General features: G+C 65.0%; 13 protein-coding genes. 8 read left to right on the top strand and 5 right to left on the bottom strand.

The window, feature by feature from the left end; translation table 11 throughout:
- Positions 1-80 precede the first annotated feature (80 nt).
- Together N2602_RS12655 and N2602_RS12660 are read right to left on the bottom strand one after the other, a co-directional pair.
- Positions 81-461 (bottom strand): VOC family protein, encoded by a 381-nt coding sequence (locus N2602_RS12655; protein WP_260382828.1) that lies wholly within the window; start codon positions 459-461, stop codon positions 81-83.
- 132 nt (positions 462-593) lie between these two features.
- On the bottom strand, positions 594-1373 hold the full coding sequence (locus N2602_RS12660) for an SDR family NAD(P)-dependent oxidoreductase (RefSeq protein WP_172784075.1): 780 nt from the start codon (positions 1371-1373) through the stop codon (positions 594-596).
- Positions 1374-1541: 168 nt separating this feature from the next.
- Here N2602_RS12660 and N2602_RS12665 point away from each other — a divergent pair, with 168 nt between their 5' ends.
- The 3 genes from N2602_RS12665 to N2602_RS12675 are packed head-to-tail and all read left to right on the top strand — an operon-like array spanning position 1542 to position 3694.
- Positions 1542-2330, top strand: a complete 789-nt coding sequence (locus tag N2602_RS12665) for an enoyl-CoA hydratase/isomerase (RefSeq protein ID WP_260382829.1) — start codon at positions 1542-1544, stop codon at positions 2328-2330.
- A complete protein-coding gene (locus tag N2602_RS12670; RefSeq protein WP_260382830.1) occupies positions 2327-3313 on the top strand; it encodes a phosphotransferase family protein in 987 nt (328 codons plus the stop codon). The genes N2602_RS12665 and N2602_RS12670 overlap by 4 nt, the downstream gene beginning before the upstream one ends.
- Positions 3314-3316: 3 nt before the next feature.
- Positions 3317-3694, top strand: coding sequence for a DUF6285 domain-containing protein (locus tag N2602_RS12675; protein WP_260382831.1), 378 nt, complete (start codon positions 3317-3319; stop codon positions 3692-3694).
- A gap of 142 nt (positions 3695-3836) precedes the next feature.
- Here N2602_RS12675 and N2602_RS12680 read toward each other — a convergent pair whose 3' ends face one another.
- On the bottom strand, positions 3837-4616 hold the full coding sequence (locus tag N2602_RS12680; protein ID WP_260382832.1) for an enoyl-CoA hydratase-related protein: 780 nt from the start codon (positions 4614-4616) through the stop codon (positions 3837-3839).
- A 213-nt stretch (positions 4617-4829) separates the two neighbouring features.
- Between N2602_RS12680 and N2602_RS12685 the strand changes: the two genes are divergently transcribed.
- Positions 4830-6104, top strand: coding sequence for an acyl-CoA dehydrogenase family protein (locus N2602_RS12685; RefSeq protein WP_260382833.1), 1275 nt, complete (start codon positions 4830-4832; stop codon positions 6102-6104).
- A 141-nt stretch (positions 6105-6245) separates the two neighbouring features.
- Here the strand turns inward: N2602_RS12685 and N2602_RS12690 are convergent, their stop codons facing one another.
- Together N2602_RS12690 and N2602_RS12695 are read right to left on the bottom strand one after the other, a co-directional pair.
- The gene (locus N2602_RS12690; protein ID WP_260382834.1) at positions 6246-7823 is read right to left on the bottom strand and encodes a fatty acid--CoA ligase; all 1578 of its coding nucleotides are present in this window, start codon (positions 7821-7823) and stop codon (positions 6246-6248) included.
- A 222-nt stretch (positions 7824-8045) separates the two neighbouring features.
- On the bottom strand, positions 8046-8918 hold the full coding sequence (locus tag N2602_RS12695) for an SDR family oxidoreductase (protein WP_260382835.1): 873 nt from the start codon (positions 8916-8918) through the stop codon (positions 8046-8048).
- Positions 8919-9023: 105 nt separating this feature from the next.
- Between N2602_RS12695 and N2602_RS12700 the strand changes: the two genes are divergently transcribed.
- From N2602_RS12700 to ppc, 4 genes are all read left to right on the top strand, one after another.
- Positions 9024-9833, top strand: a complete 810-nt coding sequence (locus N2602_RS12700) for a crotonase/enoyl-CoA hydratase family protein (RefSeq protein ID WP_260382836.1) — start codon at positions 9024-9026, stop codon at positions 9831-9833.
- A gap of 180 nt (positions 9834-10013) precedes the next feature.
- The gene (locus N2602_RS12705; RefSeq protein ID WP_260382837.1) at positions 10014-11558 is read left to right on the top strand and encodes an acyl-CoA synthetase; all 1545 of its coding nucleotides are present in this window, start codon (positions 10014-10016) and stop codon (positions 11556-11558) included.
- Between the two features lie 200 nt (positions 11559-11758).
- On the top strand, positions 11759-12163 hold the full coding sequence (locus N2602_RS12710) for a YccF domain-containing protein (protein ID WP_172784086.1): 405 nt from the start codon (positions 11759-11761) through the stop codon (positions 12161-12163).
- Positions 12164-12574: 411 nt separating this feature from the next.
- On the top strand, positions 12575-15373 hold the full coding sequence (gene ppc, locus N2602_RS12715) for a phosphoenolpyruvate carboxylase (RefSeq protein WP_172784087.1): 2799 nt from the start codon (positions 12575-12577) through the stop codon (positions 15371-15373).
- Positions 15374-15419 lie beyond the last annotated feature (46 nt).

Consider the following 15419-nt stretch of genomic DNA (forward strand, 5'->3'; position numbering starts at 1 on the left):
ACGTCGGTCGTTTATCGAGAGGCCGCGGCGTACTGGATTCCCCGCTTGCGCGGGGAATGACAGCTGTGGGTGGGTCTACGTCAATTCGGCATCCGATGCATCGCGCAGATCTTGTTGCCGTCGAGGTCGCGCAGATAGGCGAGATAAAGCTTAACCCCGGAGCCCTCGCGGATGCCCGGCGGATCCTCGATCGGCTTGCCGCCGGCCGCGACGCCCGCCGCGTGCCACGCATCGACCTGTTCCGGCGAATTGGCGGCAAAGCCGATCGTGCCGCCATTCGCGCATGTCGCCGGCTCGCCGTTGATCGGCTTCGACACCGAGAACACGCCGTTCTTGGTGATGTAGAAGATGCGATGGCCGTCGACCCTGGCCGGCCGCACCTCGAGCGTGCCGAGCAGCTTGTCGTAGAACGTCTTGGCTTTGTCGAGATCGTTGGTGCCGATCATCACGTGCGAGAACATTTGCCCATTCCCTTCTGCGCTGACAAAACGAGGAGCCGTAGGGTGGGCAAAGCGCAGCGTGCCCACCACGACATTCGAAAAATGCTTACGGTGGGCACGGCGCAAGAGCGCCTTTGCCCACCCTACGAAATCTCAAAACGCGGTATAGCCGCCGTCGATCACGAACGTGTCCGCGGTGTGATACGACGACGCCTTGCTCATCAGATACACCGCGATGCCGCCGAAATCTGACGCCTCGCCGAACCGCCGCATCGGAATCCGCGGCATCACGTTGGCGACGAACTTGTCGTTGGCCATGAGCCCTGCGGTCATGTCGCTCTTGATCCAGCCGGGCAGGATCGCATTGGCGGTGACGCCGTAACGCGCCAGTTCGACGCCGAGCGCGCGCACCAGCGCGTTGATGGCGGCCTTGGTCGCGGCATAATGCTCGTTGCGCGCGGTGCCGAAGATCGAGGCGAGGCTCGAGGTCGCAACGAGGCGGCCGAAGGGATCGCCGGCATTGGCGCGATCCGTCATGTGCTTCGCCGCGGCCTGGAAGGCGTGGAACACGCCGTCGAGATTGGTCGCGAACATCGTGCGCCATTCCTCCTCGGTGCGCTCGATGAAGGCGCGCCGGCCGCCGCCGCCGATGCCGGCATTGGCGAAGCAGCCATCGACCCGGCCGAAGGTGTCGAGCGTGGCCTTCATCGCTGAAGCGACCGAGGCCGGGTCGCTGACGTCGCAGACGCGGCTGTCGACCTTGCCCGAGAGGCCCGCCATGCTCGCGGCAGCGGCCTTGTTCTTGTCAGCATTGCGACCCCAGATCGAGACGTTGCAGCCCTGGCCCGCGAGCGCCTGCGCGATGCCGAGGCCGATGCCGCCATTGCCACCGGTGATCACGGCCACGCGGCCGGAGAGGTCGAAAAGGTTCATGGCGCGTTTCCTGTATTTTGGTCTGCGGCCCATCAGCCGCTGCGCACAAGATTGCTTGCTATGCTCCGATCACCATGGACAAGACCGCGCCAAAAATCAAATATGCGCCCCGACAAAACCAAATTCCGGTCTGCGAAACTGACGCGGGCCGCAACTGACGAGGAAACCATGCAGTTCAAACACGTCACGCTCGACTTCGATGGTTCGGTCGCGATCCTCAAGCTCGACCATCAGGAGGTGATGAACGCGGTCTCCGTGGACATGCTGGGGGGCCTTGCCGAAGCGCTCGATACGATCGAGGAGAAGAAAGGCGAGGTGCGCTGCGTCGTGCTGACCGGCGCGGGGCGCGCGTTCTGCACCGGCGCTAATCTGCAGGGCCGCAACAACCAGTCGAAGAAGACCAAGGCCGGCCTGACGCTGGAGACCGGCTTTCATCCCTTCCTGCGCCGCATCCGCAACCTGCATTGCCCGATCATCACCGCAGTCAACGGTCCCGCCGCCGGCGCCGGCATGAGCTTCGCGCTGCTCGGCGACATGATTTTGTGCGCGCGCTCGTCCTATTTCCTGCAGGCCTTCCGCCGCATCGGCCTCGTGCCGGATTGCGGCTCGACCTGGCTCTTGCCGCGGCTCGTCGGACGCGCGCGCTCGATCGAATTGTCGCTGATGGGCGAGCGGCTGCCGGCCGAGAAGGCGCTGGAATGGGGTCTCGTCAACCGTGTCTACGATGACGGCGTGCTGATGGAGGAAGCGATGAAGCTGGCGCGCGATCTCGCCAGCGGGCCGACCGTCGCACTGTCCCTGATCCGCAAGCTCTATTGGGACAGCCCGGAAAACTCCTTCGAGGATCAGCTCAATCTGGAATTCCAGTGCCAGCTCCGCGCCGGCGACACCGAGGATTTCCGCGAGGGCGTCGGCGCCTTCCTTGAGAAGCGGCCCGCGCAGTTCAAGGGCAAATGATCGAGGCGGCGCTTTCACGCACCGTCCAGCGCTGGTGCGAAGGGGCGACCGGCGTCACCTCTGCGGCAAAACTGTCCGGCGGCGCCAGCCAGGAAACCTGGCGCTTCGACATCACGCATCCCAACGGGCCAATCGGCGCCATCCTGCGCCGCTCGCCAAAAGGCTATGGCGCCGCGCCAACCCGTGCGGCCGGTCTTGCCGCGGAAGCTCAGCTGATGCAGCTCGCCTTCGAAGCCGGCGTGCCGTCGCCGCGCGTGATGCATGTGCTCATGCCGGAAGACGATCTCGGCACCGGCTTCATCATGCAAAGGGTCGAGGGCGAGACCATCGCGCGCAAGATTCTTCGCGATGAGGAGTTTGCTGCGGCGCGCCCCATTCTGGCGCGGCAGATCGGCGGAATTCTCGCAGGTCTCCATCGGCTGCCGCACGACAAATTGCCTCAGCTGCGCAGCAGGGGCGCGACCCAGGAGATCGCCGAGTTCGAGCGCGACTATCGCAGCCTGAACTGGCCCAAGCCTGTGTTCGAGCTGGCGCTGCGCTGGCTGCGCGACCACGATCCCGGTCCCGCGGCCGAGACCACGCTGGTGCATGGCGATTTCCGCAACGGCAATCTCATCATCGGTCGGGATGGTGTCCGCGCCGTGCTCGACTGGGAGCTCGCCCATCTCGGCGACCCCATGGAGGACCTCGGCTGGGTCTGCGTCAACTCCTGGCGCTTCGGCGAGATCGACAAGCCCGTCGGCGGCTTTGGCACACGCGAGGAACTGTTCGCCGGTTACGAGGTGGCGGGCCGCAAGGTCGACCCCGAACGCGTGAAATTCTGGGAAGTGATGGGCACGCTGCGCTGGGGCATCATGTGCGGCGGCATGATGCAGCGTTTTCGCGAGGGGCCCGACCATTCCATGGAGCGCGCCATGATCGGCCGCCGCGCCAGCGAGACCGAGATCGATCTGTTGCGCCTCCTGGCGCCGCGCGGGAGCTGACACATGCAGGACGAGCCGACCCCGATCGAGCTGACCAAGTCGGTCGCCGATTTCCTCCGCAACGACATCACGCCGCTGATCTCCGGCCACCAAGCCTTCAAGCTGCGCGTCGCCATCAACATCCTCGACCTCGTGACGCGGCAGCTGACGCGGGAGGCGGGGAGCGACGCGAAGGAGGTGGAGCGCCTGCGCGCGCTGCTCGGCATCGACGGCTCGGTCATGGAGCTCAACCGCGCGCTCGCCGATCGCATCGCCAAGGGCGAGGTCGATCTGGCAACCCCCGGTCTCACCGAGCATCTGTGGGCAACCACGATGGACAAGCTTGCGGTCGATCAGCCGAACTATGCGTCCTACAAGCGGGAGCTATCGCGAGGCGAGTAGGGCGCGATGCTCTCTTGCTGTCATTCCGGGGCGTCGCGAAGCGACGAGCCCGGAATCCATTCATCCACCGCCTCGGACCCTCGATGGATTCCGGGTTCGCGCCCAAGCGGGGCGCGCCCCGGAATGACCGCGCAGAGCGCGGTCACTTCCCCACCCATTTCGGCGGCCGCTTATCGGAAAACGCCTTCGGGCCCTCGATGTAATCCTGCGAGGCGACCATCGCCTGCACGGCCGGGTAGTCGCGCTGCTCCGCGATGGCCTGCTCCAGCGACACGCCGAGTCCCTTCTGGATCGCCTGCTTCGAGGCCCGGATCGACATCGGCGAATTCTTGGCGATCATCTCCGCCCAGCGCAGCGCAGCCGTCAGCGCCTCGCCCTGCGGCACCACCTCGTTGACGAAGCCGAGCTCAAGACCTTCCTTGGCGCTGACATGGCGCGCGGTGAGGATCATGCCCATGGCGCGCTTCAGCCCGATCTGGCGCGGCAGCCGATGCAGGCCGCCGGCGAGTGCGGCTAGTCCAACGCGCGGCTCGGGCAGGGCGAAGGTTGCGTTCTCCGCGGCGATGATGAGGTCGCAGGCCAGCGCGATCTCGAAGCCGCCGCCCATAGCGACGCCGTTCACGGCGGCGATGATCGGCTTGTCGCAGTCGAAGCGTGAGGTGAGGCCGGCAAAGCCGCCCTTGTCCCAGCCGCGTTTTCCCCCCGCTGCCTGCCACTTCAAATCATTGCCGGCGCAGAACGCCTTGTCGCCGGCGCCGGTGACGACCGCGATCCACTGTTCGGGATCTCCGGAGAAATCGTCGAACACTTTCTGCAATTCGAAATGCGCGTCGGTGTGCAGCGCGTTGTAGACCTCGGGGCGCGACAGCGTCACGATCGTGATCGGCCCCTTGCGTTCCACCTTTGAGAATTTCAGCTCCATCGCGCGCTCCCGGATTTTCTTTCGAAGGAATATTGGCGCCATACTACCGTGCGGGTGCGTCTGAGCACCATCGAATTGCGCTGGTGCGCCTTGCGCCATCGTCACGTCTCGGCTTGCTTGACTTGCACGCGCTCTTCTCACCTTAATCGTGCCAAGCAAGAATGCGCCTAGCGCCTTAACGCAAAACGATAAAATCAATCCGGGAGAGAACCTGTGGATTTCTCATTGCCTGCCGATCTCGTCGCCTATCTCGGAGAGCTCGACCGTTTCATCGAGCGCGAGATCAAGCCGCTCGAACAAGCCGACGACAACATCCGCTTCTTCGACCACCGCCGCGAATGGGCGCGCACCGATTTCGAGAATGGCGGTCTGCCGCGCCACGAATGGGAGGCGCTGCTGCGCAAGGCCAAGGATCTTGCGGATGCCGCCGGGCATTTGCGCTTTCCGGTGCCGAAGCAATATGGCGGCAAGGACGGCTCCAACCTCTGGATGGCCGTGATCCGCGAGCACTTCGCCGCAAAGGGTCTCGGCCTGCACAACGACCTCCAGAACGAGCACTCCATTGTCGGCAACTTTCCCGTCGTCACCATGCTCGACCGCTACGGCCGCGACGACCAGAAGGCGATGATCGACGGCTCGATCAGGGGCAAGTACCGCATCACCTTCGGCCTGACCGAGCCGCATCACGGCTCGGACGCAACCCACATGGAGACGCGCGCAGTGCCCGCGACCCGCGACAACGTCAAGGGCTGGATCATCAACGGCGAGAAGATGTGGACCACGGGCATGCACGTCGCCACGCACTGCGCGCTGTTCGCGCGCACCAGCGGCAATGACGGCGATGCGCGCGGCATCACTTGCTTCCTGGTGCCGGCGAAAAGCGCTGGCGTGAAGGTCGAGGAGTATATGTGGACCTTCAACATGCCGACCGACCATCCGCGCGTGAGCTTTACCGACGTGTTCGTGCCCGAAGATGCGCAGTTCGGCGAGGTCGGCCGCGGTCTATCCTTGGCGCAATGCTTCGTGCACCAGAACCGCGTCCGCCAGGCCGCAAGCTCGCTCGGCGCCGCCGTCTACTGCATCAACGAGAGCGTCAAATACGCGCGCGAGCGCAAACCCTTCGGCAAGGCGCTCGCCGAGAACCAGGCGATCCAGTTCCCGCTGGTCGAGCTCGCCACGCAGGCCGAGATGCTACGCCTCTTGATCCGCAAGACCGCCTGGGAAATGGACCAGCTCAACGAGGAGCAGATCGAGCGCACACTCTCCGACCGCGTCTCGATGTGCAACTATTGGGCAAACCGTCTCTGCTGCGAATCCGCCGACCGCGCCATGCAGGTCCATGGCGGCATGGGCTATTCACGCCACAAGCCGTTCGAGCACATCTATCGCCATCACCGCCGTTATCGGATCACCGAAGGCAGCGAGGAGATCCAGATGCGGAAAGTGGCAGGGTTCTTGTTCGGCTATATGGGGCCGGGGAAGCGTTGAGGCTGGCACGGATCTCGTAGGGTGGGTTAGCGCTGCGATTGCGCGAAGCGTGATCGCAGGGCGTAACCCACCGGCGCCATCCGCGTGGTGAGCAAAAAGGTGAGTTACGCCTGCGGCTAACCCACCCTACGGCATCACGGATCAATTCACCCGTCGATCCTTCCCCGCCCAATACGGCTCGCGCAGCTGCCGCCGCAGGATCTTGCCTGACGGATTCCGCGGCAGCGCCGGCAGGAACTCCACGCTCTTCGGCGTCTTGTAGCCGGCGATGCGCGTCCGGGTGAAGTTGATGATGTCGGTGGCGGTCGCCTGTTTGCCGGGCTTCATCACCACGACCGCCTTCACCGCCTCGCCCCATTGCTCGTCGGGCACGCCGATCACGGCGGCTTCCGCGACGTCGGGATGGTCGCACAGCGCGCTCTCGACCTCGGCCGGGTAGATGTTCTCGCCGCCGGAGATGATCATGTCCTTGATGCGGTCGTGGATGTAGAGATAGCCGTCCTCGTCCATGTAGCCGGCATCGCCGGTGCGCAGCCAGCCGTCGCCGCGCAGCGTCGCGGCGGTCGCTTCCGGCAGATTCCAATAGCCCGCCATGTTGGAGCCCGAGCGCGTCGCGATCTCGCCGACCTGGCGCGGCGGCAGCGGCTTGCCGTCGGCGTCGAGAATTGCGATTTCGACCCCCGGCAGCGCCTTGCCGGCCGAGCGCATCCGCTCCAGCCCCTCGATATGGTCCTCCGGCGGCAGCGCGACGATGGTGCCTGTCGTCTCGGTCATGCCATACATCTGGACGAAGCCGCATTTGAAGACCTCGATGCATTCCTTCAGCAGTGCTGCGGGAATCGGCGAGGCGCCGTACAGCATGTATTTCAGTCGCGAGAAGTCGACCGTCCTGGCGCGCGGCTGCCGCACCACGAACTGCATCGCCGCCGGTACCATGAACAGCTTTGTGATGCCCGACTGCTCGAAGAAATCCAAAACCTTGGTCGGATCGAACTCGCGCGCGATCACGCCGCGGGCGCCGTGGTAGAGACCCATCACGCCCCATCCGGAGCCGCCGATGTGGAAGATCGGCATCGCCACCAGCGAGACGTCGTCGGTCGACCACCGGTTCCATTCCGGCTTGTCCTCGGCGTTGCCGGTCTGCACCAGGTTGAGGAAGTTCGCGTGGGTCAGCATTGCGCCCTTCGGCTTGCCCGTGGTGCCCGAGGTGTAGAGCTGGATCGCGATGTCCTTGGTGTCGATCGGCACCTTGGGATCGTCGCCGCGCTGCGCATCGCGCCACGCCGTGAAATCTGGCCATTCCGGCACGCCGCCCTCGGCGGTGATGATGGTGCGCACGCCCGGTATCTGGTCCCTGATCTGGCGCACCTGCGTGATGAACTCCGGCCCGACGAACAAAACCGGCGCCTTGCAATCCGAAACGATGAAGGCGACCTCAGGGCCGGCGAGCCGCCAGTTTACCGGTGCCATGACGACGCCGGCCTTCATCGCACCCATCAGGAGCTCGAAATAGATGTCGCTGTTCTTGCCGAGATAGGCGATGCGGTCGCCCTTCGTCACGCCCATTGCGAGGAGCGCGTTCGCGACCTTGTTGGTCTTGATGTCGAACGCGGCAAAGCTGGTGGTGCGGCCTTCGAACTCGTAGGCGATGGCGCTGCCGCGGCTCTTCGCACGCTCGCGCACCATGTCGGCGAGGTTCGCCAATGGCTGTGTGGACATGTTTCTCCCGTAGCTCTTGTTTTTATGCGGGGGAGTGTGGTCTCATCGGCGGATGAAGACAAGATGGCAGGAGAATGCCGCCGTCTCGTGTCCCGGACGCTGCGCAGCACGAAGTGATGCGCTGCTGAGCCGGGACCCAGCATGCTGCGACATGGGCCCCGGCTCTGCAGCGCACCACGCCGAAGGCGGCGCGCTGCGCTGCGTCCGGGGCACGAGAAAGCATCATCCCCGCTTCGCGCGGTCCTTCTCGTTCTGCGCCATGATGCTCTCGCGCGCCGTTTTCCAGTCGTCGTCGCTCCAGTCACGGAGCTGGTAGAAGTTGCCGCCCATCGCGAGCGCCTGGGCGCCGTCCATGGCGATGGTCTCGCCGTTGATCCAGTCGCAGCCGCCGGAGATCAGGAACACGGCAACGTTCTGCAGTTCCTCCATGGTGCCGACGCGGCCCATTGGGTTCATCGCCTTGGTGCGCACGCCGGCCTCGTCGCCCGGCTTGATGCGCTTGCTCATGCCCTCGGTCGGGATCTCGCCCGGGGCGATGGTGTTGAGGCGGATGCCGTGTCGTCCCCATTCGGTGGCAAGCGACATCGTCATGGCGTGGATCGCCGACTTGCTCATTGCCGACGGCACCACGTAGGGCGAGCCGTTGCGCACCCAGGTCGTGGTGATCGAGACGACGTTGCCGGGCTGCTTCAAGGCGATCCAGCGCTTGCCGACCGCATGGGTCACGTAGAACGTGCCGTGCATGACGATGTTGGCGACCGCATCGAAGCCGCGCGGCGAGAGCTCCTCGGTGCGCGAGATGAAATTGCCGGCCGCATTGTTGATGAGATCGGTGAGGGGACCATCGCGGAAGATGGTCTCGATCATCTCCTCGACCGCAAGCGCGTTTCGGATGTCGACGCCGTGGCTGGTGACGCGGCCGCCGTAGCGATCCATCAGCTCGGTCGCGGTCTCGTCGCAGACGATCTTGCGCCGGCCGCAAATGTGCACCTCGGCGCCGAGCTGGAGGAATCGCTCCGCCATCGATTTGCCGAGGCCGGTGCCGCCGCCGGTCACGAGGATGCGCCGGCCGGCCAGAAGATTTTCCTTGAACATGGCTGTTTCCCCCGTAGGGATTGTCAGTTAATTGGTCGATTGACTAAATCCGGCCGCCGTCGTCCTGTAAAGCGGCACCGAACAAGAACAGGGGAGAATTGATCCATGGAAGATCGCGTCTCGATCTCGATCTCGGAAGGCGTCGCCGATGTGCGCCTGGTGCGCGCGGACAAGATGAACGCGCTGGATCAGCCCATGTTCGAGGCCCTCGCCGCCGCAACCGATCGGCTTTCGAAGGAAAAAGGCGTGCGCGCCGTCGTGCTCTCAGGTGAAGGCCGCGCCTTCTGCGCCGGGCTGGACATGGGGCGTTTTGCCGCCATGAAGGAGAAGGGCGGCAACGGAATTCCGGGTGGCGAAAATCGCGATCTCACGGTGCGCACCTATGGCAAGGCCAACCTCGCGCAACAGGCGGTGTGGGGCTGGCGTCAGCTTCCGATGCCCGTGATCGCGGCCGTGCACGGCGTCGCTTTCGGCGGCGGTTTCCAGCTCTCGCTCGGCGCCGACATGCGCTTTCTCAGCGCGGATGCGCGAATGTCGATCATGGAGATCAAATGGGGCCTGGTGCCCGACATGGCGGGCACGCCGATCCTGGCCTCGCTGGTGCGCGACGACATCCTGCGCGATCTCACCTACACGGGCCGCATCTTCTCCGCGCAGGAGGCGCTGGCCTACGGCCTTGCCACGCGCATCTGCGACGATCCGCGTGCTGTGGCGCTGGACGTCGCGCGCGAGATCGCAGGGAAAAGCCCCGATGCGATCCGCGCGGCCAAGCGGATGCTGAACAATCTCTCGGTCGATCCGGGCCCGGCACTGCTCGCCGAATCCGTCGAGCAGCAGAAGCTGATCGGCAGCCCCAACCAGACCGAGGCGGTCCGCGCCAACCTGGAAAAGCGCGTGGCGAAGTATGTGGATTAGCCTCCTGTCATTCCGGGGCGCCGCGTAAGCGGCGTGCCCGGAATCCATAACCCCGACTCGTGGTTATGGATTCTCAGATGCGCAATTGCGCATCGTAGCCTGCGCCTTCGGCGCATCCCGGAATGACGAGGGTGCTCGTGGCTAAAGTCTTCAACCCGACGAAAGATCGGAACTCAACAAATGAACGAAACGTCTCACTTCCTCGGCATCGTCTCCGGCGACCGCCGCCGTTCTCACGCCGAGGTCGCTGACCGCACGGGCCGCATCGCCGCCGGCCTCGCCAAAATCGGCGTCCGCCAGGGCGATTGCGTCTGCATGCTGATGCGCAACGACATCGCCTTCCTGGAAGCTGCCTACGCCGCGATGCGGCTGGGCGCCTATGGCGTGCCGATCAACTGGCACTTCAAGCCGGAGGAGATCACCTACATCCTCGAAGATTCCGGCACAGCCGTCCTGATCGCTCATGCCGACATGCTGCATGGTTTGCGCGATGCGATCCCGCGTGGCGTCACCGTGCTCAGCGTGCCGACGCCGCCCGAAATCCGCTCCAACTACAGGATCGATCCGGATCATCTGACGACGCCGAGTTTTGCGACCGATTTCGAAGCCTGGCTCACGCAACATGAGCCCTATGACGGTCCGATCGTGCCGCAGCCCATGAACATGATCTATACCTCGGGCACGACGGGCCATCCCAAGGGCGTCCGCCGCAACGCGCCGACGCCGGAGCAGCAGGCCGCGGGTGAGCGCATGCGCGAGATGATCTATGGGCTCAAGCCCGGCGCCCGCGCGCTGCTGCCGGGCCCGCTCTATCATTCCGCGCCGAACTCGTTCGGCATCCGCGCCGGCAAGCTCGGCGGGGTGCTGGTACTGATGCCACGCTTCGAGGCGGAGGAATTTCTGCAGGCGATCGAGCGCTTTGAGATCGACACCATCTTCATGGTGCCGACCATGTTCATCCGCCTGATGAAGCTGCCCGAGGAGGTGCGCAGGAGGTACGACATCTCCTCGCTGCGCCACGTCATCCATGCCGCCGCGCCGTGCCCGGCCGACGTCAAGCGCGCCATGATCGATTGGTGGGGGCCGGTGATCTACGAATTCTACGGCTCTACCGAATCCAGCGCCGTGACCTTCGCGACCTCCGAGGATGCGCTGAAGAAGCCCGGCACCGTCGGCAAGATCTCGCCCGGCGCCGAGCTGCGCTTCATCGGCGAGGACGGCCGCGTGCTCGGCGTCGGCGAAATCGGCGAGATCTATTCCCGCATGGCCGAGATGGCCGACTTCACCTATCACAACAAGCCGGAGAAGCGCGCCGAGATCGACCGCGACGGCTTCATCACCTCCGGCGACGTCGGCTATATCGACGAAGACGGCTACGTCTTCATCTGCGACCGCAAGCGCGACATGGTGATCTCGGGCGGCGTCAACATCTATCCGGCCGAGATCGAATCCGTGCTGCACGCCGTATCAGGCGTGCATGATTGCGCCGTGTTCGGCATCCCCGATGCCGAGTTCGGCGAAGCGCTGATGGCGGTGGTGGAGCCGCAACCCGGGATCACGCTCGCTGCCTCCGATGTCCGCGCCGCGCTGAAGGCGCATCTGGCCGATTACAAGGTGCCCAAGCACATCGAGATCCGCAGCGGCCTGCCGCGCGAAGACTCTGGAAAGATCTTCAAGCGCCGCCTGCGCGATCCCTATTGGGAGCAGGCGGGCCGGAAAATCTGACGATATCGTAGGGTGGGCAAAGCGGAAGCGTGCCCACCAAATTCGCTTGCGGAGACAAGATCGTGGGCACGGCGCAAGGGCGCCTTTGCCCACCCTACGGGACCACGCTCATCCGGCTACGCTTTGCGGGCCTTGAAGCGTCTTAGCAGGGACAGATTCCGAGCCTATATAGCTGGGATCATCCACCTCCGGATCATCCCATGGCGCCCGTATCCATTCTCCTCAACATCCTCTGGATCCTCATCGGCGGCGCCTGGATGGCGTTCGGCTGGTTGATTGCGGCGATCGTCATGGCGATCACCATCATCGGCCTGCCCTGGGCGCGGGCGGCGTTCAACATCGCCGTCTACACGCTGCTGCCGTTCGGCTCGAAAGCGGTCAGCCGCTACGACGTGACCGGTGTCGAGGACATCGGCACCGGCCCGCTCGGGGTGATCGGCAACATCGTCTGGTTCGTGCTCGCCGGCTGGTGGCTGGCGCTCGGCCACCTCGTGACCGCGCTCGTTCTCGCCGTCACCATCATCGGCATCCCCTTCGCCTGGGCGCATCTCAAGCTCGCCGGCATCGCGCTCTGGCCGATCGGCAAGGTGATCGTGCCGGCATAGGGCGAACGCGGTAGGATGGGTAGAGCGCCAGCGAAACCCAACATCTGCTCTCGGATGATGAAACATGATCGGTTTCGCTTCGCCGGGATGTCCCGAGCACTGCGAGACCGCGAAGGCATGTTTGTTGACAAGGCCGGCCATTCTCGTGCGCTGGACGCAGCGCAGCGCTCCCCCGGCGATGCGGAGCATCGTCCGGTTCAGCGATGCGCTGCAGAGCCGGGGCCCATGTCACGGCACATGTGCTCTGTCGCTCCTCGGTCCCGGACGCGCTGCAACGCTAAGGGGCGTTGCAGCGGGACAAGAAATCTTCGCCCTGCCGCGCCGCCACCAACTTCATCTTGCACTGCGGCAGAAAAATATCGCACACTCCGCCGGACCGGGCCGCCAAGGGCGCGAGCAGGGGAGCGAGCCATGTCCCTCCAGACCGTAACATCCGACGCCACTGAGCTTCGCCCCAACCGCCCTGAGGATGTTCAGGCGATGGAGGCCGATGCCCGGCTGCGGGACGACATCCGCCTGCTCGGGCGCATTCTCGGTGACACCGTGCGCGATCAGGAGGGCGCCGAATTGTTCGACCTGGTCGAGCGCATCCGCCAGACCTCGATCCGGTTCCACCGCGACGAGGACCGGCTCGCCCGCCGCGAGCTCGAGCAGATCCTCGACAGCATGTCGACCTCCGAGACGGTGCGGATCGTCCGCGCCTTCAGCTATTTCTCCCACCTTGCCAACATCGCCGAGGACCAGAACAACATCCGCCAGATGCGCGCGCGCAGCGCGGCCAAGAATGGCGGCTCCGGCGTGCTGGCGGAGACACTGGCGCACGCCAAGGCGGCGGGCATTGGTCCCGACCAGCTCCGCAGCTTCTTCAAGACCGCGCTGGTCAGCCCGGTGCTGACCGCGCACCCGACCGAGGTCCGCCGCAAGAGCACCATGGACCGCGAGATGGAGATCGCAGCCCTGCTCGACCGCCGCGAGCGTGTCGCCATGACCGCGGAGGAGGCCGATGCCGGCGACGAGCAGCTGCGCCGCGAGGTGCTGACGCTGTGGCAGACCAATCTCTTGCGCCGAACCAAGCTCACCGTGTTGGACGAGGTCGCCAACGGCCTGTCGTTCTACGACTACACCTTCCTGCGCGAGGTGCCGCGGCTCGTCAACGCGCTGGAGGACCGGCTTGAGGAGGGCGGCGAGGCGGCCGCGAGCGAGCTTGCCTCGTTCCTGCGGATGGGCAGCTGGATCGGCGGCGATCGCGACGGCAACCCCTTCGTCACCGCCGACGTGATGCGCGGCACGCTGCGGCTGCAGTCGAGCCGGGTGATGCAGTTCTATCTGAACGAGCTGCACGTGCTCGGCGCCGAGCTGTCGATCGCAGCCCATCTCGCCGACGTCTCGGAGGAGCTGCGCAATTTGGCGGAGCGCTCGCCGGACACCTCGCCGCATCGGAGCGGGGAGCCCTATCGCCTCGCGGTCTCAGGCATCTATGCCCGGCTCACCGCGACGGCTGAAAAGCTCGAAGTCGAGATCACGCGCCGGCCGGTCGGCAAGGCGGCGCCTTACGAGAGCGTCAGGGAGCTGCAGGCCGATCTCGACGTGCTGCATCGCTCGCTGATCTCCAACAATGCCCGCGTCATCGCCCGCGGCCGGCTGCGGCTGCTCCGCCGCGCGGTGGACTGCTTCGGCTTTCACCTCGCCCGGCTCGACATCCGCCAGAATTCGGCGGTGCACGAGCGCACCATCGCCGAGCTGATCGACGCCGCCAACCCCGGCATGTCCTATCTCGCGCTCGGCGAGGAGGCCCGCATCTCGCTGCTGACCAACGAGCTGCGCTCGACGCGCGCGCTGGTCTCTCCTTTCGTCAAATACAGCGACGAGACCATGGGCGAGCTCAACGTGTTCCATGCCGCCGCGGAAGCGCATGCGAAGTTCGGCTCGGACGCCATTCCCCAATGCATCATCTCGATGTGCAAGGGCATGTCCGACATGCTCGAGGTCGCCGTGCTCTTGAAGGAGGTCGGCCTCGTCCATCCCTCCGGCCGCAGCGCCATCAACATCGTGCCGCTGTTCGAGACCATCGAGGATCTGCAGGCCTCGAGCAGCATCATGGATCGCATGCTGTCGCTGCACGATTACCGTCGCCTCGTCGACAGCCGCGGCAGCGTACAGGAGGTCATGCTCGGCTATTCCGACTCGAACAAGGACGGCGGCTTCGTCACCTCGGGCTGGGAGCTCTACAAGGCCGAGATCGGCCTCGTCGAAGTCTTCGAGCGCCATCACGTGCGCTTGCGCCTGTTCCACGGCCGCGGCGGCTCTGTCGGACGCGGCGGCGGGCCGAGCTATGACGCCATCGTCGCCCAGCCCGGCGGCGCCGTGAATGGCCAGATCCGCATCACCGAGCAGGGCGAGATCATCTCGTCGAAATATTCCAACGCCGAGGTCGGCCGCAACAATCTAGAGATTCTCGCCGCGGCGACGCTGGAGGCGAGCCTCCTGCATCCGCGCCAGAGCGCACCGCGCCGCGAATATCTGACGGCGATGGACGAATTGTCGAACCTCGCCTTCAAGGCCTATCGCGGCCTCGTCTACGAAACCGAAGGCTTCGTCGATTACTTCTGGTCGTCCACCGTCATCAACGAGATCGCCACGCTCAACATCGGCAGCCGTCCGGCCTCGCGCAAGAAGACCCGCGCGATCGAGGACCTCCGCGCCATTCCATGGGTGTTCTCCTGGGCGCAATGCCGCCTGATGCTGCCCGGCTGGTACGGCTTCGGCAGCGCGGTCGAGCAGTGGATCGCGGAGCATCCCGATAAGGGCATGCCGTTCCTGAAAGAACTCTACAAGGAATGGCCGTTCTTCCGCATGCTGCTGTCGAACATGGACATGGTGCTCGCCAAGAGCTCGATCGCGATCGCCTCGCGCTATGCCGAGCTCGTGCCCGACGAGGCCTTGCGCGAAAAAATCTTCGGCCGCATCCGCCGCGAATGGCATTCCTGCATCGAGACACTCTTGGACATCATGGGCCAGGACCGGCTGCTGCAGGGCAACCCGCTGCTGGAGCGCTCCGTGCGCCACCGCTTTCCTTATCTCGATCCGCTCAACCACGTGCAGGTCGAACTCTTGAAAGAGCATCGCGCGCAGAACCCGGACGAGCAGGTGCTGCGCGGGATCCAGCTGACGATCAACGGGATCTCGGCGGGGTTGCGGAATACGGGGTAGCTGCAACGTCGTTCCGGGGCGCCCGAAGGGCGAACCCGGAACCTCG

Origin of the sequence: Bradyrhizobium sp. NC92, assembly GCF_025200865.1 — a bacterium.
Lineage (GTDB): Bacteria > Pseudomonadota > Alphaproteobacteria > Rhizobiales > Xanthobacteraceae > Bradyrhizobium.